Below are 21,671 nucleotides of genomic sequence, written 5' to 3' on the forward strand. Positions count from 1 at the left end.
TCGCCACCCTCGCGCCCGGGTCAGCCAACGTGGGCGACCTCCGTAGGGGCGTCGGACGCGCCCTGTTGCGGCGCGGCCTTCTTCGCCTTCTGGATCTGCTCGTAGACGTGGCCGCGCAGCTCCGTGAACCGCGGCAGGGAGCGCGTCCCGAGCTGGTCGCGCTCGGCCGGCAGGTCGATCGCGAGGTCCTCCTGGACCACGGTCGGCGAGCTGGACAGCATGATGACGCGCTCGCCGAGGTAGACCGACTCGTCGATGTCGTGGGTGACGAAGAGGATCGTCACCCCGAGGTCCTTCCACACCTTGCGGATGAGGTCCTCGAGGTCGGCGCGGGTCTGGGCGTCGACCGCGGCGAACGGCTCGTCCATGAGCAGCACCCGCGGCTGGTAGGCGATGGCCCGCGCGATGGCCACCCGCTGCTGCATGCCGCCCGACAGCTGCCACGGGTAGCGCTTGCCCGCGTACTCGAGCCCCACCTCGTGCAGCGAGCGCTCGGTCAGCTCACGGCGCTCCTTGCCACCCATGCCCGCGTTCTTCAGCGGCAGCTCCACGTTGTCGCGCACCGTCATCCACGGGAAGAGCGAGCGTCCGTACTCCTGGAAGACCACAGCCATCCCCTTGGGCGGGCCGGTCACCGGGGTGCCGGACAGGCGCACCTCGCCCTCCGTCGGCTCGAGCAGGCCGGAGATGCACTTGAGCAGCGTGGTCTTGCCGCAGCCCGAGGGCCCGACCAGGCAGGCGAGCTCTCCGTCGCGCAGGTCGAAGGTGAGGTCGCGGACCGCCTCCACCGACCCGTGGTCGCTGGCGTAGACCTTCTTGATCCCGCGCACCGACAGCAGCGCGTCGCCGCCGCCGACGGGAGTGGTGCGTTGCGTCTCAGCCGGCATGGTCAACCTCTCTCAAGCCGTGGTACCACCGCAGCACCCGGCGCTCGACGAACTGGAAGATGAAGGCGAGGGCGAGTCCGATCAACCCGAGCACGACGACGCCGCTCCACATCTCGGGCACCGCGAACGAGCGCTGGAACTGCACGATCGTGAAGCCGAGGCCGGAGGAGCTGGCGAACATCTCGGAGATGACCATGAGGATCAGGCCGATCGAGAGCGCCTGGCGGATGCCCGCCATCATCTGGGGTGCCGCCGCCGGGAGGACCAGCCGGGTCACCCGCAGCCACCCCGTGATGCGGTAGACCCGCCCCGTGTCGAGCAGCACCTCGTCGACGGACCGTACTCCCTCGACCGTGTTGAGCAGCACCGGCCAGATGGCCCCGGAGACGATGACGAGCACCTTCATCTGGTTGTTGATGCCCACCAGCACCATGAGGATCGGGACGAGCACCGGCGGCGGGATCGCGCGCAGGAACTCGAGCACCGGCTCGGTGAGCGCGCGCAGCCAGCGGACCGAGCCGATGAGGAGGCCGAGCCCGATGCCCAGGCTGATCGCGAGCACCAGCCCGACGGCCAGCCGCACGAGGCTCGGGGCGACGTCGTTCCAGAACCGCTCACCGACCCACGTATCGACGAACGTCTGGGCGAGCGTGACCGGGTCGACGACGAAGAAGCTGTCGGAGCTCACGGTCAGCAGGTGCCACACGACCACGAGGATCGCCGGCAGGCCGAGGAGGTAGCCGATCCGCTTCAGCGCGTTCACGGGCGCACCTCCCCGCGCACCGACGGGTGCCACGACAGCACCCTCCGCTCGACGAAGCGCATGCCGATGTTGATGACCACCCCGATCATCCCGGTCGCCAGGACGAGCGCGTACATCGCCGTGGCCGCACCACCGGACTGGGCCAGCGCGATCTCGTGCCCGAGCCCGGGGACGCCGATGACCAGCTCGGACGTGACGGCCAGGATGAGCGCGACCGCGGCGCCGAGGCGCAGCCCCGTCATGAGGTAGGGAAGAGTCGTCGGCCACACGACGTGGCGCATGCGGGCCCACCGGCCCAGCCCGTAGCTGCGAGCGGTGTTGCTGGCGACCACGTCGACGTCGGTGACGCCGTAGAGCACCTGGATCAGCACCTGCCAGAAGGCGGCGTAGACCACGAGCAGGAGGGTCGACCTCAGCGACACCCCGAACAGCAGGACCGCGAGGGGGATGAGCGCCACCGACGGGATCGGCCGCAGGAACTCGATGGTCGAGTGGGTCGCCTGGCGCAGGAACCGGCTGGAACCGATGACCAGGCCGAGCACGACGGCTGCGGTCGAGGCGATCGCCAGGCCGAGTGCCCAGCCCGTCATCGTGTGGCCGACGGCGACCCAGAAGGACGTCAGCCCGAGGTTGCGCACGAAGATCTGCAGCACCTCGCTGGCCGGCGGCAGGTACTCGGGGTTGGCCAGGCCGAGCCGCGGGACCGCCTCCCAGACGAGCAGGAAGAGGGCGATCCCGGCCAGGCCCAGCACCCACGAGGGAAGCTGGGCCAGCCGGCTGCCGAGGCTGCGGTTCGTGGCCACGACCCCAGGATGCGCGCTGGTCGCCGCCATCACCCGGTGGGGAGCAGCTCGTCGAGGTTCGGCGCCTTCTTGAGCGTGCCGTAGGAGACGGCTGCCTCACCGAGCTTGGTCGCCGCGTCGCGGTTGAACTCGGGCACGAACTTCGGCAGGACCATCGTGGCGCGGGCGTCGGCACCGATCTTGGTGTAGGTGCCGACGATGTCGCGCACCTCCTGCGGGTGGCCCTGGGCGTACTCCAACGACTTGTTCATGGCCCGGGTGAACTTCTCGACCATCTCCTTCTTGCCCTCGACCGTCTCCTTCTTGGTGAAGTAGCCGGCGATGTCGAGGCCGGGGTCGAAGTCGGTGTAGTTGTAGCTGACCACGCGTGCCCCCTTGGCGACGGCGGCGCTGAGGAAGGGCTCGAGGATCCAGGCGGCGTCCACCTGCTTGCGCTCGACGGCCGCCGGGGCGTCGGGGAACGCCACCTCCACGAACTTGATCGACTTGGGGTCGCCGCCCGCCTCCTCGACCACCTTGCGCACGGTGGTGTCACCGATGTTGTTGAGGTTGTTGACCGAGACGGTCTTGCCCGCCAGGTCGGCCGCGGACTTGATCGGCGAGTCCTTCGGCACGACCACGCCGCTGAAGTCCGGCTTCTCACCCGAGGTCGTCGTGCCGTTGGTGACGAACTTCAGCGGGAGGCCCTTGTCGGCCGCGACCATGAGGGAGACGACGTTGCCGAAGGCGATGTCGAAGTCGCCGCTGACGACGCCCGGCACCGCGGCGGCGCCGCCGGTGGTGGTGGTGATCTCGAGGTTGATGCCCTCGTCCTTGAAGAAGCCCTTCTCCTTGCCGAGCCAGATGGGCGCGGTGTCGACGATGGGGATGACGCCCACCTTCACCGTCGTGAGGTCGCCCCCACCTCCACCGTTCGCCGAGCTGGAGGCGCCGCCGCCTGGGCTGTCACTGCTCACGGAACCGGAGCCGCACGCGGTGAGGGCCAACGTGGCCGAGACGAACAGGACGGCGGCTGCAGTGGTGCGGGCCATGGCTTCCTCTTTCTCCGTTGAACGAGGTGGTGCAGCAGGTGCTGTGGTGCCAGTGTCGACTAGCCGTGTTCGCTGTGCGAACGAGTGTTCTTCATACAAACCTACGGTTGCCCTCTGGGGGTGTCAAGGGATGCCGGCGCCTCGCCGTGCGCCGTGAACGGGGGTTCGGAGCGGCGGAACGGGGTGCCGAGCGGCAGGACGGGGTGCGGGCGCGGCGGGTCAGGACGACAGCGCGAGGTCCGCCGAGATCCGCTGCGCGGCGGCCAGCGCGGCGGGCAGCACCTGCTCGACCCGGTGCGGGTCCTCCCCCGGGAACCCGACGCGCATCGACACGTTGAGGGCGGCCACCACGCTGCCGTCACGGCTGCGGACCGGCACGGCGACCGACCGCAGACCGGCCTCGAGCTCCTGGTCGACGCTCGCCCAGCCCTGCTCCCTGACGAGGCCGAGGGCCTTCGCGAGCTCCTCCCGCGAGGTGATGGTCCGCGGTGTCAGCGGGCGCAGCTCGACGCGGTCGAGGTAGGCCTGCAGCTGCTCCGGCGGGAGGTGCGCCAGCAGGACGCGGCCCATGGACGTGGCGTAGGCCGGGAACCGTGTGCCGACGTTGATGGCGACCGTCATGATGCGCCGGGTGTGCACCCGGGCGACGTAGACGACGTCGTCGCCGTCGAGCACCGAGGCCGACGTCGACTCCCCCACCTCCTCCGAGAGCTGCTTCAGGTGGGGCTCGGCGACCTCCGGCAGCCGCAGGCCGGAGAGGTAGGCGTAGCCGAGCTGGAGCACCCGAGGTGTCAGGGCGAACTCCCGGCCGTCGGTGCGCATGTAGCCCAGCGTCACCAGGGTGAACAGGAAGCGGCGCGCCGTCGCTCGTGAGAGGTTGGCCCGGCGGGCCACCTCCGACAGGGTCAGCTGCGGGTGCTGCTCGTCGAAGGCGCGGATCACGGCGAAGCCGCGGGCCAGGGACTGCACGAACTCACCGCTCGGCGCGTGGGTGACGTCGCTGTCCTCGGCGCTCATGCCTCTCCCGTCTCGTCGACCAGCTCGATGCCCGGCAGGCTCTCCTGCAGCTCGGCGAAGGTCGTGCCGAACATCTCGCGCACGCGGACCTCCCCGTCGCGGAGGTGGAAGACCGCCCGGTCGGTGTACACCCTGCTCACGCAGGCGAGCCCGGTCAGCGGGTAGGTGCACTCCGGCACGAGCTTGGGCTCCCCGGAGCGGGTGAACAGGTCCATCATGACGAAGGTCTGCTTCGCGCCGAGCGCCAGGTCCATCGCGCCGCCCACCGCCGGGATGTCCCCCTCCCGCCCGGTGTGCCAGTTCGCGAGATCGCCCTGCGCCGAGACCTGGTAGGCCCCCAGGACGCAGATGTCGAGGTGCCCGCCGCGCATCATCGCGAACGAGTCGGCGTGGTGGAAGTAGGCCGCGCCCGGCAGCTCGGTGACCGGGATCTTGCCGGCGTTGATCAGGTCGGGGTCGACCTCGTCGCCGTGCGCCTCGGGCCCCATGCCCAGCATGCCGTTCTCCGTGTGCAGCACGACGCCGGCGTCGGGCTCGAGGTGGTTGGACACCTTGGTGGGCAGCCCGATCCCGAGGTTGACGAACGAGCCGTGCGGGATGTCGCGGGCGACCAGCCGGGCGACCTGGTCGCGGTCGAGCGCGCTGGTGGTGGCAGGTACGGTCACTGTCCAACCTCCTCGGGGGCGGGCTTGGCGACCGGGATCTCCACGACGGTGTCGACGAAGATGCCCGGGGTCACGACCACCTCGGGGTCCATGCCACCGGTCGGCACGACCGAGCTCACCTGCACGATCGTGTGGGCGGCCGCGGTGGCCATCACCGGGCCGAAGTTCCGGGCGGTCTTGCGGTAGGTCAGGTTGCCCATGCCGTCGGCGCGGTGCGCCTTGACGAGGGCGAAGTCCGCCGTGAGCGGGAGCTCGAGGACGTAGCCACGCCCGTCGATCTCACGGGTCTCCTTGCCCTCGGCCAGCTGGGTGCCGTAGCCGGTGGGCGTGAAGAAGCCACCGATGCCGGCACCGCCGGCACGGATGCGCTCGGCCAGGTTGCCCTGCGGCACGAGCTCGAGCTCGATCTCGCCGGCGCGGTACTTCGCGTCGAAGTGGTGCGAGTCGCTCTGCCGCGGGAAGGAGCAGATGACCTTGCGGACCCGGCCCTTGCCGATGAGCAGGGCGAGCCCCGTGTCGCCGTTCCCCGCGTTGTTGTTGACGACCGTCAGGTCCCGCGCGCCCGAGCGCACCAGCGCCTCGACCAGCTCGACGGGCTGACCGGCAGGGCCGAAGCCGCCGATCATCACCGTGGCCCCGTCGCCGATGGCGGCGACGGCCTCGTCGGGGTCGTGGGTGAACTGCGTCATGACTCGTCCTCTTCCTGGGCGCCCTCGAGCACCCGCTGGGCGATGGCGAACGCGTGGTTGGCGGCGGGCACTCCGCAGTACACGGCTGTCTGCAGCAGCACCTCGCCGATCTCGGCGTCGCTCAGCCCGTTGCGCCGGGCTGCCCGCAGGTGCATCTCGAGCTCGTCCCAGTGGCCGTGCGCGACCAGCGCAGTGAGGGTGATGGCACTGCGCACCCGCCGGTCGAGCCCGGGACGGGTCCAGATCTCCCCCCACGCGTAGCGGGTGATGAGGTCCTGGAAGTCCTCGGTCAGCGGTGAGACGCGCTCCTGGGCGCGGTCGACGTGCTCGTCCGAGAGCACCTCGCGTCGCACGTCCATGCCGTCGGCGTGCGCCTGTGCGGCGGTGCGGTCATTCGCCATGGCCGGCCCCCGTCCCTGTCGTGGTTCCGAGCCGCGCCGCGCGGTCCAGTGCCCGGTCGACGAGCCGGTCGGCCACGCCGAGGTAGCCGTGTGGGTCCAGCAGCCGCGCCAGCTCCTGGTCGGTGACGGCGTCGAGAGGTATGCCGCGCCGCAGCACCGCGCGTGGGTCCGCCGCTGCGGCGGCCTCCGCGAGGAGGTCCCGCACCCGTGCGGCGGCCTCCGGCCCACCGCCGAGGCGGTCCGGCAGCTCCGCCTGGAGGCGCTCGGCCAGCACCAGCGGCCCCGCCTGGGCGAGGTGGGCAGCCATGGCCCCTTCACGCACCTGCAGCCCGTCGAGCAGCTCGGCGGCCAGGGCTGCGGCTCCGGCCGAGAGCAGCAGCAGGCGTCGGAGCACGGGCCACTCCGCGTGCCATGCCCCGTCGGGACGCTCGTCGGCGGCCAGGGTCGCGCTGGTGTGCAGCGAGGCCGCCAGGTGCGGGGCCTGGAGGGCGGCCGACCGCACGAGCACGGAGAGCACCGGGTTGCGCTTCTGGGGCATGGTCGAGGAACCGCCGCGCCCTGCGGCGGCCGGCTCGGCCAGCTCGGCGACCTCCGGCCGCACCAGGAGGGCGACATCGGTGGCGACCTTGCCGAGCGCGTCGGTCACCGAGGTGAGCGCGTCGGCCTGCCCCGTCACGGCGCTGCGGTTCGTGTGCCAGGGCCTGCCGGGCCACGCCAGGCCGAGCCGGTCGGCGAAGGTCCCGGCGAGGTCGAGGGCACGACCGTCGCTGGCCAGGTCTGCGAGCGCCAGGGTGCCGGCCGCTCCCCCGCACTGGACGGGGAGCGCGGCGCGTGCGCCGGCCAGCCGTTCGCGCGCGTCGAGCAGGCCCTCGAGCCAGCCGGCGGCCTTCGCGCCGAACGTGGTCGGCAGGGCGTGCTGGGTCAGGGTGCGCGCCACCATCGGCGTGCCGCGGTGGGTCTGGGCGAGACGGGCCAGCGAGGCGGACGCGTGGACCAGGTCGGTGCACAGGCGGTCGGCCGTGCGGGCCGCCACGAGCATGAGCGCGGTGTCGAGGACGTCCTGGCTGGTGAGCCCGCGGTGGACCCAGGAGGCCGACTCCCCGTCGACCTTCCGCACCGCTTCCTTCAGCAGACCGACCAGCGGGATCACGGGGTTGCCGCCGTCCTCCCCCGCGGTGGCGAGAGCGGACACGGCCAGAGCGGAGGGGCTCCAGAGACTGGAGACGGCCGACTGCACCGCCGCTGGCAGGGCAGCGGGCGCCGCAGGGACCTCGGCGAGCGCGTGGGCCCATGCCAGCTCCACGTCGAGCAGGGCGGCGACCACCGCCTCGTCGTCGACGAGGTCGCGCACCCTCAGGGTGGCGGGGTCGAGCAGTCCGTGGTCGGGCACGCCGGTCACCGGCTGTGGCGCGGGAAGGCGAGGAAGACGGTCTCGCGCTCCCCCTGCAGGTGGATGTCGAAGCGCAGGGAGCCGTCGTCCTCCCGCTCGGCGAGCAGGGTCTCGCGACGGTCGGCGTCGACGCCGGCAAGGAGCCGGTCCGCGCGGAGCCGCTCGTCGTCTCTTGGGAGGTAGGCCCGGGTGAACAGCCGGTTCAGCAGGCCGCGGGCGAAGACGGTGACGGCGAAGAAGGGCGCCGCACCGTCCGCCGTGGCGCCGGGCTCGAGGGTGCTGAAGGAGTAGCGCCCGGCAGGGTCGGCGGCGCACCGGCCCCAGCCGGTGAAGACGCTGCCGTCCCGGCGGAGGGCGCCCTCGACCGCGGGCACGCGCCCGGTCGGGTCGGCCTGCCGGATCTCGACCAGCGAGTCGGGCACCGGCACCCCGTCGCCGTCGTAGACCGTGCCGTGCAGCCGCACCGCGCCGGGCGTGGCCGGCGGCACGAGCTCGTGGTCGCGCTCGTACGACAGCGCGAAGCCGTAGAAGGGTCCGATGGTCTGGCCCGCAGTGGGCACGAGGCGGTCCTGCTGCTCAGGCGTGCTCATCGCAGGCCTCCATCCAGGTCGCGTGCGTTCCGGTCAGCACGATGTCCCAGCGGTAGCCGAGCAGCCACTCGTGCTCCGAGACGTCGTGGTCGTAGCGGGCCACGAGCCGGTTGCGGGCACTCTGCTGGGTCACTGCCTGCAGGATCGGGTCGAGGTCGAACAGCGGGTCCCCCGGGAAGTACATCTGGGTGACCATCCGCTGGGTGAACTCCGTGCCGAACAGGGAGAAGTGGATGTGCGCCGGCCGCCACGCGTTCTCGTGGTTGCGCCACGGGTAGGGCCCGGGCTTGACCGTCGTGAAGCTGTAGCTGCCGTCGTCGCCGGTGAGGCAGCGGCCCACGCCGGTGAAGTGCGGGTCGAGCGGTGCGTGGTGCTGGTCGCGCTTGTGGATGTAGCGGCCCGCCGCGTTGGCCTGCCAGACCTCGACGAGCTGGTTCCGCACCGGGCGGCCGTCGCCGTCGAGCACCCGGCCCACCACGCGGATGCGCTCGCCGATCGGCTCCCCTCCGGGCTGCAGCGTGAGGTCCGCCTCGAGCGGGTCGACGTCGCTGTGCCCGAAAACCGGTGCCACGAGCTCGACGCCCTCGGGGTCGGCATGCTGCAGGTCCTTCGTCGGGTGGCGCAGCACCGAGCTGCGGTAGGGCGCGAAGTCCAGCCGCGGCTGAGTCTCCTCGACGTCGCTGTCGCGGTGGATTCCCTCGATCTCGGCGCTGATCGCGGACTGCGGGTCCATGTCGGCACCCTACATCCCGCGTTCGCATTATGGCCAGACGTTCAAAATGCGAACGCGGGAGCCGAAGGGCACCCTGGGCTCAGCCCGCGTCGCGCTCGGCCCGGTTGACCGCCGACAGGATCGCGGTGAGCGAGGCCTTGACGATCGAGCTGTGCAGGCCCACGCCCCACAGCACCCGGTCGCCCACGGCGCACTCGACGTAGGCGGCGGCGCGGGCGTCGCCACCGGCCGACAGCGCGTGCTCGTGGTAGTCGAGGACCCGCACGTCGATCTCGAGGTTGCCCAGCGCGTCGATGAACGCCGCGATCGGCCCGTTTCCGGTGCCCTCCACCGTGACCGCGGTGCCACGGTCGAGCATGGTCGCGGTGATCCGGTCCTGCCCGTCCTCGCCACTGACGAGCGTGTGCGACACCGGGGTGAACCGGCCCCACTCGTTGGCCTCGCCGTCCTTGGCCGGCAGGTACTCGTCCTTGAAGATGCGCCACAGCTCGCGCGGGGTGACCTCGCCGCCCTCGGCGTCGGTCTTGCCCTGCACCACGCCGCTGAACTCGATCTGCAGCCGGCGCGGCAGGTCGAGGTGGTGCTCGCTCTTGAGGATGTAGGCCACCCCGCCCTTGCCGGACTGGCTGTTGACGCGCACGACGGCCTCGTAGGAGCGGCCGATGTCGTGCGGGTCGATCGGCAGGTAGGGCACGCCCCACACGAGGTCGTCGATCCCCTTGCCGGTCTCCTTGGCCTCCCGCTCCATCGCCTCGAAGCCCTTCTTGATGGCGTCCTGGTGCGAGCCGGAGAAGGCGGTGAAGACGAGGTCGCCGCCCCAGGGGTGGCGCTCCCCTACCGGCAGCTGGTTGCAGTGCTCGACGGTGCGGCGGATCTCGTCGATGTTGGAGAAGTCGATCTCGGGGTCGATGCCCTGGCTGAAGAGGTTCATGCCGAGGGTGACCAGGTCGACGTTGCCGGTGCGCTCGCCGTTGCCGAACAGGCAGCCCTCGATGCGGTCGGCCCCGGCCAGGTAGCCCAGCTCGGCGGCGGCGACCCCCGTGCCGCGGTCGTTGTGCGGGTGCAGGCTGACGACGACGGACTCGCGCCGGTCGAGGTGGCGGACCATCCACTCGATCGAGTCGGCGTAGACGTTGGGCGTCGCCATCTCCACCGTGGCGGGCAGGTTGATGATCATCTTGTGGTCCGGCGTCGGGTCGATGACGTCGATGACCTCGTTGCAGATCCGCACCGCGAAGTCGAGCTCGGTGCCGGTGTAGGACTCCGGGCTGTACTCGTAGTAGACCTTCGTGTCGGGGACGGTCTCCTCGAGCTTGCGGCACAGCCGGGCGCCCTGCAGCGCGATGTCGACGATGCCGTCCTGGTCCAGGCCGAAGACGACCTTGCGCTGCAGCACCGACGTCGAGTTGTAGAAGTGCACGATCGCCTGCCTGGCGCCCCGGATCGCGTCGAAGGTCCGCTCGATGAGGTGGTCGCGGCACTGCGTCAGCACCTGGATGGTGACGTCGTCGGGGATGTGGTTGCCCTCGATGAGCTCGCGGACGAAGTCGTAGTCGGTCTGGCTCGCGCTCGGGAAGCCGACCTCGATCTCCTTGTAGCCCATGCGCACCAGCAAGTCGAACATGCGCTTCTTGCGGTCGGGGCTCATCGGGTCGATGAGGGCCTGGTTGCCGTCCCGCAGGTCGACCGCGCACCAGCGCGGGGCCTTGGTGATGGCCTTGGTGGGCCAGGTGCGGTCGGGGAGGTCGACCTTGATCTGGTCCTGGAACGGCACGTACTTCGCTACCGGCATCCCGGAGGGCTGCTGCGGGTGGATCATCGTCTCGCCTTACGTTCGCTGCGTGATGTTACTCAGCCTAGGCAACGCAGACTCCGCGACGAGGGGCGGCTGATCGGTCAGGCCCCGCCGCGGCGGCGAAGGAGGAGGCGCTCGAAACGCACGTTGTGAGGGTATGCCGCGCGGCTGGCACCCGTCCACCGCGCCCCCTCGTCGGCCCACCATCCGGACGCGCGGCACCGCGGTCCCCGGTGCGAAGGGCCGCGCCGGCCCGGCCGCGCGGCATACATTCCTCCGCATGACCTCGCACTGGCCGCTCTTCGCGTTGTCGCTGCACACGCCCGACCTCGAGCTGCGTCCCGTGACGGAGGCCGACCTGCCGGGCCTGGCGGCCCGGCTCCCGGACGACCTCGAGCTCGACCCGGCGGCAACCAGGTTCGAGGGACTGCCGGACTCCGAGAACCGGGCGATGGTGGTCTACCAGGGCTACTGGCGCAGCCTGGGCACCTGGCGCCCCGAGGCGTGGTCCCTCACCTTCGTGGTGAGCCACCGGGGCGAGGTCGTGGGCTGCCAGACGCTCGAGGGTGAGGACTTCGTGCGGCTGCGCACCGTGGACTCATCGTCCTGGCTGGTGCCCGGTGCCCGCGGGAGGGGCTGGGGCGTCCAGGCGAGGGCTGCGGTCCTGGCGCTGGCCTTCGGCGAGCTCGGCGCGACGGCAGCCATCACCTCGGCCTGGCACGACAACGGTGCCTCGCTCGGGGTCTCCCGGTCGCTGGGCTACCAGCCCAACGGGGTGTCGACGCACTGGCGCGACGACCGCGGCGACGAGATGGTGCACCTGCGCCTCACCCGCGAGCGGTGGCTCGCCTCGCCGTGGCCCGAGCAGGTCGTGGTGCGCGGGTTCGAGCCCTGCCGGCCCTTCTTCGGCCTGTAGCGGCCCCGGTCAGCCTCGCGAAACTCGGGCGACACCCCGGCATCCCTGCGGCATGCTGCCGCCATGGACCTCCCCGAGGGCTTCGTCGCTCGTCCCCACGTCCCCTCCGACGCCCAGGCCGTCACCGACCTCGTCGCAGCTGCCGAGGAGGTCGACGCCGGCGAGTCCGCCATCGAGCTCGAGGACATCCTCGGCGACTGGCAACGACCGAGCTTCGACCTCGCGACCCAGAGCATCGGGGTCTTCGACGGAGACCGGCTCGCCGCGACCGGCGACGTCTTCAAGGGCCGCCGGTGCGAGGCCGCGGTGCACCCCGACTACCGGCGGCGCGGGATCGGCACCTGGCTGGCCGGCTGGCTCGAGGACACCGCCCGCGCCGGTGGGTCCACGCTGGTCGGGCAGTCGGTGCCCAGCGGCAGCTCGGCCGAGGTGTTCCTCAGGGCGAGGGGCTACCGCGAGGGCTGGACGTCGTGGGTGCTCCAGCTCCCCGAGGCGGCCCGGATCCAGGCACAGCCGTTGCCCGACGGCTACACGCTTCGCGAGTTCGCGGCCGGTGACGAGCGCGCCGCCTTCCAGCTCATCGAGGACGCCTTCAACGAGTGGCCGCACCGCGATCCCGCAGTCTTCGAGGACTGGGCCAGCCGCACCGTGCTGCGGCCGGGATTCGAGCCGTGGCAGATCCGCTTCGCGCTGGCGAGGGACTCAGAGCCCGTCGGCGTCTGCTTCACGATCCTCGCGGGCAGGACCGGCTACGTCGACCAGCTCGCGGTGCGCGCCGACCAGCGCGGCAGGGGCCTGGCCCGTGCGCTGCTGGTCGACGCCTTCGAGCGGGCCCGGCAGCGCGGGGCCAGCACGAGTGAGCTGGCGACCGACTCCCGCACCGGAGCGCTCGGGCTCTACGAGCACGTCGGAATGCAGGTCACGCAGACCTGGCGGCACTGGATGACCGACCTGGGCTGACCCGCCAGAACGGGGGCAGGGCGAACGCGAGAGCGACGACGACCGGCACGTAGACGAGCAGGTACCGCGAGCGCCCTTGAACCAGCAGGGTGAACAGCGCGATGCCCAGCACCGAGAACGCCAGCACCGCCACGTCGCGCCGGTAGCGGCAGCGGAGCAGCCCCACACCCGCGACCGTCAGGACGAGCAGCCAGACAGCCTGGGTGAGGGCCATCCGCAGCGGGTAGTGGTCACCGCTCGGGTGGTTCCACGAGACCACCCACGCGGTCAGGGGGCCGTGGCGGGGGACGACCGAACGGGCGTCACGGCCCTCGCCCCAGGCCCAGAACATCCCGTCACCCCAGTTCCAGGCCGTCTTCGTGGCAGCGAACCGCAGGTACCCCCCGACGCCCAGCCTGTCCAGCCGGTGCCTGAGCAGCGCCTTGGAGTAGGCGTCGATCTGCTCGCGGTCCTTGTCCCTGATGGCCACGACGAGCGACCTGTCGTAGCCGCCGTACCGCGTCGTGTCGCCGTGCTTCACCGACGTGCCCATCACCACCCACCACGACGGGGGCGGGGCCCGGGAGGTGTCGATCCGGCTCGCGTCCAGGCCGGCGGCGGCGGGGAGCACTGCCGCCGCGGCGACCACGACCGCCACGAACACCGCCACCCCCGCCGCCACCGCTAGGGCGCCGGCCAGCAGGCGCCTCCAACTCCGGACGGAGCTGAGGCCGGCCAGGGCAGTCACCACGAGGAACGCCAGCAGCGTCAGCACCGGCGTCGTCTTGAGCAGGAAGCCCACGGCCACCGCGGCCACGGCCCCCAGCGCCAGCAGGGCCGCCCGCCGCCGCGAGCCGGAGTGGAGGGCGGCGACCGCGAGCGCGGTACCCAGGACGGGCCAGGGTGTCGCGGCCATGTCCGTGTACGGCACCGCCAGCCACGGCGAGAGGCCGACCAGGACGACCACGGTGAGCTGCGCCGCCAGTCCGGCGAGCGGACCCCGGATGGTGCGCACCACGGCATACACCGACTGTGTGGTGACGAGGAGCCCGAGGCCGTTGAAGAGCACCGAGACCGTCGCGGGGTCCCAGCTCCACGCCTTCGCCAGGCGGTGGGCCGTCGTGGCGACGAGGGTGAAGGGCACGTTGTTGGGGTAGCGCGAGAGGTACCGGTAGTACTGGTCCGGCACGTACGGGCCCGCCGCCAGCCGGGTGGCGAGGTTGTTGACGAACTTGGCGTCCCACCCGAAGGGGTAGACGAGGTTGAGCGCGACGACCGTGCAGGCGGTGGTCGCCGTCACCGTCACGAGGACGGAGATGGCCAGGGCGTGCCGGCGAACGAACCCCGTCAACCGCAAGCCGGCCAGCCGACCCTGCCAGCGGACCACCGCCAGCAGGCACCCCGCCGACGCCAGGTAGGCCGCGACCACCCACGCCTGCCGGTAGGGGATGTTGGGCGGCACCGGCCACGCCAGGGCGACGATCACGACCGCAAGGAGCACACCGCCCAGGCCGCGCAGGCCCGCAGTGCCGATGGAGCGCTCGCCTCGGCCCACACCGCCTCCCCCGGTAGACGAGCCGAGGCTACCGGTGCGGGCCGGACTACCGCCGCTTGAGCAGCTCCTCGGCGATCTGCACGGCGTTCAGGGCCGCACCCTTGCGCAGGTTGTCGCCGACCACGAATAGGTTGAGGCCCTTGCCCTCCGGGGCCGCCTGGTCGACCCGGACCCGGCCGACGAAGACCTCGTCGCGCCCGGTGGCCTCGAGCGGGTTGGGCACGTCGGTGACGACGACGCCAGGGGCCCTGCCGAGCAGCTCGAGGGCCTCTTCCGGCGAGATGTCGTCGGCGAACTCCGCGTGGATGGCGAGGCTGTGACCGGTGAAGACCGGCACGCGCACGCAGGTGCCGGAGACGCGCAGGTCCGGGATGTGCAGGATCTTGCGCGACTCGTTGCGGAGCTTCTGCTCCTCGTCGGTCTCCAGCGAGCCGTCGTCGACGATCGACCCGGCCAGCGGCACGACGTTGAAGGCGACGGGCACGGCATACACGTTGGGGTCGGGCACCTTGACGGCGCGCCCGTCGAGGGCGAGGCCGGTCGGGTCGCCGGCGGCGTAGCCGCCACGCAGCTGGGTGTCGAGCTCCTGCACGCCCTTGCCGCCGGAGCCGGAGACCGCCTGGTAGCTCGAGACGTGCAGCCGCACCAGCCCCGCGCGCTCGTGCAGCGGCTTGAGCACCGGCATGGCGGCCATGGTGGTGCAGTTCGGGTTGGCGACGATGCCCTTGGGGATGGTGTCGAGGTCCTCGGCGTTGACCTCGCTCACCACGAGCGGGACGTCGGGGTCCTTGCGCCAGGCGGAGGAGTTGTCGACGACCACCGCGCCGGCCGCGGCGACCTTCGGGGCGAGCTCCCTCGACGCGGCTCCCCCGTTGGAGAACAGGGCGATGTCGAGCCCGGAGAAGTCCGCCGTGGCGGAGTCCTCGACGACGACCTCGCCGCCCGCCCACGGCAGGGTCGTGCCCGCGGACCGCGCAGAGGCGAAGAAGCGGATCTCGTCGACCGGGAAGCCGCGCTCGGCGAGGAGCACGCGCATGACCGAGCCGACCTGTCCTGTGGCCCCGAAAACTCCAACTCGCATGGGCCCGAGTCTACGGTCGCCGTTGCACCCACCTCAGCAGCGACCACCATGTGGGTATGCCGCGCGGTCACCGCCCGTCGGCTCAGCGGTGCGCACGGAGGATCCTCTCGACCTCGGTCTGCCCCCGTGCCGTGGCGTGGTCGAGCGGCGTCCTGCCATCGCGGTCGGCGATGGACGGGTCCGCCCCGGCGGCGAGCAGGGCGCGCACGACCTCCTGGTGGTCACGTCCACCGTCGCCGAGGACGACCGCCTCGAGCAGGGCGGTCCATCCGAGGTTGTTGACGTGGTCGACGTCGATGCCGGTCCGGACCACCCGGCGGACGTAGTCGACGTGCCCTCGTTCGCTCGCCGGGATCACGGAAACTCCGCCGTAGCGGTTTGTGAGGGTCAGGTCGGGGTGGGCAGGCAGCAGCGCCTCGAGCATCGCCACGCTCCCGGTCACGCCGGTGACCAGCCACGGCGTGTCGTGCTGGTCGTCGAGCGCGTCGGGGTCGGCCCCCATCGCGACGAGCAGCCGGGCTACGTCGACGCGGTCGTGCGTCGCCGCCAGCAGCAGGGCCGTGCGGCCGCGCTCGTCCCTCACCTCGAGGTCCGCCCCCGCCCGCAACGCACCAGCCACGGCATCGGCCGCACCACGCGCGGCGGCCTCGAGGAGGGCTGCGTCGGGACTGCGCGTGGGTGGCACCGGTGCGGCCCGCAGCACGGCCTCGAGGCGTGGGTGACCACGCTGCCGAGCCATCTCCAAGGGCGTCAGCCCCTCCTGCTTCGAGGGACGGTCCAGTTGGGCACCGCCGGCCACGAGGACGCGAAGGGTGTCGACGTAGCGCTCCTCGTCACGTCCGAGCCAGACCGTCTCATGCACGGCCTGGTAGCCGATCCGGTTCACGTGGTCGCGCTCGATGCCCGCGCGCAACAGTCGGCCGACGACGAGCGCATGGCCTCGTTCGGCGGCCCGGATCAGGCCAGTGCCGTTCCAGCCATCCTTGGCGTCGACGTCGGCGCCGTGTCTCAGCGCGAGCTCGAGGAGCTCGAGGTGACCCTCGCTGGTGGCGATGAGGTACGCGGACTGCTGTGTCTCGTCCTTGGCGTTGACGTCGGCACCGCGGCGGACCAGCTCGGCCACGTCAGCGACCCGGTCGCGCCACGCGGCCTCACGCAGCGCCTGATCGAGCTCCGCCGGCGACGCGCCCTCTGGTGGCAGGACGGCGGACCGGGGGGTGCCGCTCCCGGCCCCAGCTGACGTGGTCGGTGGGGCACTCGACATCGTCGTCCTCGCCTGGGTGGGCCCGTCCGTGCATCCCGCGCCCAAGCCCAGCACCAGCAGCAGCGGTACGGCTGCAAACCTGGCGGGTCTCACACCCCCCATCCTGCCCGAGGCGAGGCCCGGACAGGGCGACGGCGGCCGACGGCGGGTGACCCGCCGCCGACCGCCGTCGCGGTGCTGCTCGTCCGTGTCAGACGGTCACGGACTCGCGGTGCTCGCGCTGGGTCCGATCGGACTCGTCGACCTCGGCCTCGGCCTCGGCGGGAGCCTCCTCCACGACGAGCGCGAAGTCGTCGCCGTGCTCGGTCACGCCGGTCACGACCGCCTGGTCGATGGCCGCGACCGCGATCTGGCGCCGCACGATGAGCGGGTCGGTGCTGAGGTCCTTCACCAGGGAGACGGCCAGGCCCACCATCACGACCAGGAACGGCAGGGCTGCCACGATGGTGATGTTCTGCAGGCCGGAGAGCGCGTCCTCGCCGCCGACGATCAGCATGACGGCGGCCACGGCACCGGTGGCGGCACCCCAGAAGATGACGGTCTTGCGGCTCGGCACCAGGGTGCCGCGCTCGGAGAGCGTGCCCATCACGATCGACGCCGCGTCAGCGCCGGAGACGAAGAAGATCGCGACGAGCAGCATCACCACGACGGACGTGATGGTGGCCAGCGGCATGTTCGAGAGCATCGCGAACAGCGAGCCCTCGGCCGTGGCCTGGCCGGCCAGGTCGGTGCCCTTGCGCTGCATGTCGATGCCGGCGCCACCGAAGATGGCGAACCAGACCAGGCTGACCACGCTCGGCACGAGCAGCACGCCGGTCACGAACTGGCGGATGGTGCGGCCGCGGGAGATGCGGGCGATGAACATGCCGACGAACGGCGTCCACGACACCCACCAGGCCCAGTAGAAGATCGTCCAGCCGGACAGCCACTCCTGCATGGCGCTGCCGCCGGCGGCGTCGGTGCGCGCGGACATCATCGCGAGGTCCTCGAAGTAGCTGCCGACGGCGGTCGGCACCAGGTTGAGGATCAGCACGGTCGGGCCCACCACGAACACGAACACGGCCAGCGCCACAGCGAGCACCATGTTGATGTTCGACAGGTACTGGATGCCCTTGGAGACACCCGAGACCGCCGACAGGATGAAGCACACCGTCAGCACGGTGATGATGGCGACGAGCACGCCGTTGCCCGCCTTGCCCAGCCCGGCGACGAGCTCGAGGCCCGAGCCGATCTGCAGGGCGCCCAGGCCGAGCGAGGCCGCGGAGCCGAACAGGGTCGCGAAGATCGCGAGGATGTCGATGACGCGCCCGGCCGGACCGCCGGCGTGCTTCTCACCGAGCAGCGGCGCGAAGGCGGAGCTGATCAGCAGCGAGCGGCCCTTGCGGAACACGCCGTACGCCACGGCGAGGCCGACGACGGCGTAGATCGCCCACGGGTGCAGGGTCCAGTGGAAGAGGGTCGTCGCCATCGCGTTCTGCAGCGCCTCGGGGTTGCCCTCCGCACCGGTGCCGGGCGGGGGCGAGACGAAGTGCGACAGCGGCTCGGAGACGCCGTAGAACATCAGGCCGATACCCATGCCCGCCGAGAACATCATGGCGATCCACGAGACGGTGCGGAACTCCGGCTCCTCGTCGTCGCGGCCGAGCGGGATGCGCCCGAACTTGCCGGCCGCCAGCCAGATCACGAAGAGCACGAAGCCGCTGGCCACCAGGGCGAACAGCCAGCCCATGTTGTGCACGACCCAGTCGAGCCCGGCGCCCGAGGCGGAGCTCAGGGTCGAGGTGCTGAGGAAGCCCCACAGCACGAAGCCGATGGCCAGCGCAGCGGTGATGCCGAAGACCACCTTGTCGAGCTTCTGCGGCTCGTCGGCCGGGTGCTCCTCGAGGTCGAGGTCGAGGGCGGGGTGCGGGGCGTCGTCCATGGGCGCGCCCTCGCCCGTGAGGTCGGTGGGACCGGTGGGTCCTGTTGTCGTCAGTTGTGTCGTCACGCAGTATCGGCGCCCCGGGTCGCGGGGCGCCTCTCCTTCGTCTTCTCGTCGGTCACGTGTCAGGCCTGGTCAAGTCGACCTGACACTGTGCCAACGGGAACCCTTGACATCAAATCGAATCCGTGGCAGACAGCCGGGACGTCCCGCTAATTGCGTTGTGGCACAACGCTTTTTGGGCATACCGTGAGCCGCACCACAGCCACGGGTGTGCCGGTCGCTAGAGCACGATCGCGAGGACGAGGACGGCGAAGACGACGCTCTGGGAGCTGTGGACGGCGATGCCGATCCAGGCACTGCGGTACCGCTTCGTCGGGTAGGCGAGGATGAACATGTCGAGCAGGGTCGCCGGAATCCGCCACGGGACGTGGAGGTGGTAGGCCGCGAACAGCACGCCGTTCGCGACCCAGTCGCCTCGCCCGAACGCGCCGTTCATCCGGGGCAGGAGGAACCCCCGGAACAGCAGCTCCTCGCCGAGCACCGTGTTGAAGACCCAGAGCACGACCGTGAGGCCGAACCACCCCCAGGCCCCGTCGAGGAAGTCCTGCCCCGTGTCCGACTGCAGGAAGAGGTTGAGGTCACGGTCCGCGGGGACCGGCGGCGAGGGAAGCAGACCCTCGATCGCGAACGCCACGACAAGGGGTATCAGGACGAGCCAGCCCCGGCCCCCGAGGCGGCCGGTCTTCGGACTGCGCGGCGACCTCAGCCACAGGGCTTCCCGGAGGACGGGCCAGCGAAGGCTCCCCTGCTCCCTCCCGACCAGGACCACCACCAGCACGAACTGCCAGACCAGTCCGACTGTGAGGCACACGAGCAGGGCCTTGACCATCGGCACGTACCCCGCACCGGTGATCCGGCCAGCCAGCGCCGGCGCGACCAGCCAGGCGAGGACGGCCATGGGCAGGGCCGCAGCGGCCCACACCGCCAGGATCCGGGCCCTGCCGTACTGCGGCACCACGACCGACGAGTCACCGGGGGGCCTGGCAGCAGCGGGCGACGTGCCGCCCTGGGACGCCTGCACATCGCTCATGTCGTCACTCCTGAATGGGGACCCGGCTCAGGTGACCGCCAGCCGACGACGGAGTGGCGGCTGCCCGTTGCCGGAACGACTGGTCTCGCGAGATGTCGAGCAGGATCAGCGCGAGGTTCGCGACCGCGACCGCACCGACCGCGACGGTGACGAGGGCGATCGGGACTTCCGTCGCCTCGAAGCCGACCCACGCACCCACGAGAGCACCTGCGCCCCCGAGCAGCAGCCGCGCGTGCACCGTCCGGCGGGGCCAGCTGCGGTGCAGCGACGCCAGATGGATGACCAGGCCGACCGGCACACCGACGGAGAGCACCACGAGCAGCTCGTTGTCGATCCGCACCCCCGGCAGCGCCGTAAGGACGGCCAGGGCGCCGAGAGACCACCCGCCAAGGCCCAGCACGACCGCACCCACGGTGCGAGTCAACAGCTCGGTCGTGCGGCCGAGGTGGTCCCGAGTCCGCCGGCGGCGAGCCAGCACCGCGAGCGTGACCACCATCAGAGCCGACAGCGCGAGCATGGTGCCGACGAGCCGCTTCGCCAGTAACCCGTAGGTGCTCGGCGGCGTGAAGTCCATCCTCAACGGGGTGTAGCCGGATGCGTCGATGCGACCGCTGTCCAGATAGGTCAGGATCAGCCGGGTGCCGGCATCCGGCTGGTCGTTGAAGAAGCTCTGCGTGTGGCCGAAACCCGGCAGCACGACCTCCCGACCGTTCGGAAGGTAGGGCAGCAGCTCCCTCGTGGCGACCTGCGGCGGCGTCGCCACGTCGATCTCCCCACCCACGAGGAGCGTCTCCACCCGCGACGTCCGGAGGGTGCTGTAGCGCTCCTCGTGGGGCGATGCCGGCCACGCGTCCACCAGCCGGCCACCGGCCCACGCCAGCGAGCTCGCGGCGTGAGCGAGGTCCGACGGGTCGCCCGATCCCACCGCGAAGTAGTCCCGGGCAGCCTCTGCGTCGAGCATGGCGGCCGAGGCGTACTGCCCACGCACGAACAGCTCCGGCGTCAGGACGTCACCCAGCAAGGAGCTCACCCACAGGCCACTGACGTCGCCCTCCTCCGCAGACAGCCACGCATCGATCATCATCGGGGCCGTGGCTGGCCCGCTCGCGGGCTGGAGGAGCCCGAGCAGGGCCATCGCGCGGACGTTGCCCTCCTTGACCGGCAGGAACATCCAACGGTCAGGAACGTCACGGCTGATCTCCCGCATGCTCGCGGCGAGGTCGTCGGTGCGGCCACGGCAGCTCTCGTCTGCGGCGCACATCGCGGCGAACCGCTCGATCTGCTCGTCGGTCGCAGTCGGGTCCTGGACGAACGCGCCCGGCGGGTTCACACCGAACAGCACCGACCGGTGGATACTCTCGGGATGCCGCCAGCCGTAGACCAGCGCGGTGCGGGTACCGGCACTCTCGCTCAGCAGGTCGATGCGGTCGTAGCCCAACGCGACCCGCGCCACCTCCAGGTCGTCGACCTGCTCGACCAACCCGTAGCGCCTCGGGTCGATCCCGCTCTCGGCGAGCCGGTCCGCACAGGAGCGGTACGCCGCGCCGTAGGCCTCGAAGGACGCCTCGCTCAACAGGTCGGACGACCGCTTGAACGCCGAGTCGACCTCGGGGCAGTCGAGTCGGACGGAACCGTCCACCCCGCGGTAGCCGACGAGCACGACGTCGCGGTCGGCGGTGTAGCGGTCGGCGAACTCAAAGTCCATGTTCGACTGGCCTGGGCCACCAGTGAGGAAGAAGATCGGCTGCTTCGGGGGGTCCGACCTCGCGCGGACTCGAGTCACCGGGAGAGCCAGGAGCCGCCCCGCGTCGGCTTCGGCGTTCTCCGGGACGACCAGCGTGCCGCAGTCGGCGGCGACGCTGCCGCTCTCCCCGACGTACTCGCACGAATGGAGGGTGAGCGTCCCGGCCCGCGCGCCGTCGGGCACCACCGGAGGGTCGGGCTCCCCCGAGAGCCGCAGGACGGCGAGGCCCGCCAGCAGCCCTGCGATGACCACCAGGGACAGCACCCTCGCCCACGTCAGGAGACGCGGCAGCTGCACCTCCTCGTCGCGCTGCCTGCCCAGGCGCTCCGCCCCCACAGCGTCACCGCCTGGACGTCCGACCCTCGCTCACGCAGCCAGCGTCCGCACGGGGCGG

20 protein-coding genes are annotated in these 21,671 nt (G+C 71.4%); 2 read left to right on the forward strand and 18 right to left on the reverse strand.

From position 1 onward, the window contains the following. Positions 1 to 20 precede the first annotated feature (20 nt). From P0Y31_RS10270 to leuA, 12 genes are all read right to left on the reverse strand, one after another. The gene (locus tag P0Y31_RS10270; protein WP_275869028.1) at positions 21 to 887 is read right to left on the reverse strand and encodes an ABC transporter ATP-binding protein; all 867 of its coding nucleotides are present in this window, start codon (positions 885 to 887) and stop codon (positions 21 to 23) included. Next, positions 877 to 1,650, reverse strand: coding sequence for an ABC transporter permease (locus P0Y31_RS10275; protein WP_275869030.1), 774 nt, complete (start codon positions 1,648 to 1,650; stop codon positions 877 to 879). Before P0Y31_RS10275 ends, P0Y31_RS10270 begins: the two co-directional genes overlap by 11 nt. Beyond that, complete coding sequence (locus P0Y31_RS10280) at positions 1,647 to 2,453, reverse strand: ABC transporter permease (RefSeq protein ID WP_275869032.1); 807 nt, start codon at positions 2,451 to 2,453, stop codon at positions 1,647 to 1,649. Before P0Y31_RS10280 ends, P0Y31_RS10275 begins: the two co-directional genes overlap by 4 nt. Positions 2,454 to 2,482: 29 nt before the next feature. Further along, the gene (locus P0Y31_RS10285; protein ID WP_275869034.1) at positions 2,483 to 3,484 is read right to left on the reverse strand and encodes an ABC transporter substrate-binding protein; all 1,002 of its coding nucleotides are present in this window, start codon (positions 3,482 to 3,484) and stop codon (positions 2,483 to 2,485) included. 219 nt (positions 3,485 to 3,703) lie between these two features. Continuing rightward, complete coding sequence (locus tag P0Y31_RS10290; RefSeq protein WP_275869036.1) at positions 3,704 to 4,501, reverse strand: IclR family transcriptional regulator C-terminal domain-containing protein; 798 nt, start codon at positions 4,499 to 4,501, stop codon at positions 3,704 to 3,706. Beyond that, entirely contained in the window at positions 4,498 to 5,166 is a 669-nt protein-coding gene (locus P0Y31_RS10295) for a 3-oxoacid CoA-transferase subunit B (protein WP_275869038.1), read from the reverse strand. The genes P0Y31_RS10290 and P0Y31_RS10295 overlap by 4 nt, the downstream gene beginning before the upstream one ends. Beyond that, complete coding sequence (locus P0Y31_RS10300) at positions 5,163 to 5,855, reverse strand: 3-oxoacid CoA-transferase subunit A (protein ID WP_275869039.1); 693 nt, start codon at positions 5,853 to 5,855, stop codon at positions 5,163 to 5,165. Before P0Y31_RS10300 ends, P0Y31_RS10295 begins: the two co-directional genes overlap by 4 nt. Then, positions 5,852 to 6,256, reverse strand: coding sequence for a 4-carboxymuconolactone decarboxylase (pcaC, locus tag P0Y31_RS10305; RefSeq protein ID WP_275869041.1), 405 nt, complete (start codon positions 6,254 to 6,256; stop codon positions 5,852 to 5,854). Before pcaC ends, P0Y31_RS10300 begins: the two co-directional genes overlap by 4 nt. Next, positions 6,246 to 7,646, reverse strand: a complete 1,401-nt coding sequence (locus tag P0Y31_RS10310) for a lyase family protein (protein ID WP_275869042.1) — start codon at positions 7,644 to 7,646, stop codon at positions 6,246 to 6,248. Before P0Y31_RS10310 ends, pcaC begins: the two co-directional genes overlap by 11 nt. Positions 7,647 to 7,651: 5 nt before the next feature. Continuing rightward, positions 7,652 to 8,236, reverse strand: a complete 585-nt coding sequence (pcaG, locus tag P0Y31_RS10315; protein ID WP_275869044.1) for a protocatechuate 3,4-dioxygenase subunit alpha — start codon at positions 8,234 to 8,236, stop codon at positions 7,652 to 7,654. After that, positions 8,223 to 8,969, reverse strand: a complete 747-nt coding sequence (pcaH, locus tag P0Y31_RS10320) for a protocatechuate 3,4-dioxygenase subunit beta (RefSeq protein WP_275869046.1) — start codon at positions 8,967 to 8,969, stop codon at positions 8,223 to 8,225. The genes pcaG and pcaH overlap by 14 nt, the downstream gene beginning before the upstream one ends. Positions 8,970 to 9,048: 79 nt before the next feature. Next, on the reverse strand, positions 9,049 to 10,788 hold the full coding sequence (leuA, locus tag P0Y31_RS10325; RefSeq protein ID WP_275869048.1) for a 2-isopropylmalate synthase: 1,740 nt from the start codon (positions 10,786 to 10,788) through the stop codon (positions 9,049 to 9,051). A 256-nt stretch (positions 10,789 to 11,044) separates the two neighbouring features. On the opposite strand from leuA, the gene P0Y31_RS10330 reads away from it, so the two are divergent. After that, positions 11,045 to 11,680, forward strand: a complete 636-nt coding sequence (locus tag P0Y31_RS10330) for a GNAT family N-acetyltransferase (RefSeq protein WP_275869050.1) — start codon at positions 11,045 to 11,047, stop codon at positions 11,678 to 11,680. A gap of 63 nt (positions 11,681 to 11,743) precedes the next feature. Then, on the forward strand, positions 11,744 to 12,640 hold the full coding sequence (locus P0Y31_RS10335; RefSeq protein WP_275869052.1) for a GNAT family N-acetyltransferase: 897 nt from the start codon (positions 11,744 to 11,746) through the stop codon (positions 12,638 to 12,640). On the opposite strand, the gene P0Y31_RS10340 is transcribed toward P0Y31_RS10335, so the two are convergent. From P0Y31_RS10340 to P0Y31_RS10365, 6 genes are all read right to left on the reverse strand, one after another. Next, positions 12,600 to 14,174 (reverse strand): hypothetical protein, encoded by a 1,575-nt coding sequence (locus P0Y31_RS10340; RefSeq protein ID WP_275869055.1) that lies wholly within the window; start codon positions 14,172 to 14,174, stop codon positions 12,600 to 12,602. The genes P0Y31_RS10335 and P0Y31_RS10340 overlap by 41 nt on opposite strands. A 46-nt stretch (positions 14,175 to 14,220) precedes the next feature. Continuing rightward, complete coding sequence (locus tag P0Y31_RS10345; RefSeq protein WP_275869057.1) at positions 14,221 to 15,255, reverse strand: aspartate-semialdehyde dehydrogenase; 1,035 nt, start codon at positions 15,253 to 15,255, stop codon at positions 14,221 to 14,223. 82 nt (positions 15,256 to 15,337) lie between these two features. After that, complete coding sequence (locus P0Y31_RS10350) at positions 15,338 to 16,456, reverse strand: ankyrin repeat domain-containing protein (protein WP_345803636.1); 1,119 nt, start codon at positions 16,454 to 16,456, stop codon at positions 15,338 to 15,340. Between the two features lie 253 nt (positions 16,457 to 16,709). Beyond that, the gene (locus tag P0Y31_RS10355) at positions 16,710 to 18,440 is read right to left on the reverse strand and encodes a BCCT family transporter (RefSeq protein WP_275869061.1); all 1,731 of its coding nucleotides are present in this window, start codon (positions 18,438 to 18,440) and stop codon (positions 16,710 to 16,712) included. A 283-nt stretch (positions 18,441 to 18,723) separates the two neighbouring features. After that, positions 18,724 to 19,533 (reverse strand): CPBP family intramembrane glutamic endopeptidase, encoded by an 810-nt coding sequence (locus P0Y31_RS10360; protein WP_275869063.1) that lies wholly within the window; start codon positions 19,531 to 19,533, stop codon positions 18,724 to 18,726. Positions 19,534 to 19,537: 4 nt separating this feature from the next. After that, positions 19,538 to 21,613 (reverse strand): alpha/beta fold hydrolase, encoded by a 2,076-nt coding sequence (locus P0Y31_RS10365; RefSeq protein WP_275869065.1) that lies wholly within the window; start codon positions 21,611 to 21,613, stop codon positions 19,538 to 19,540. Positions 21,614 to 21,671: the final 58 nt, after the last annotated feature.

Source organism: Knoellia sp. 3-2P3 (assembly GCF_029223115.1).
Taxonomy (GTDB): domain Bacteria; phylum Actinomycetota; class Actinomycetes; order Actinomycetales; family Dermatophilaceae; genus Pedococcus_A.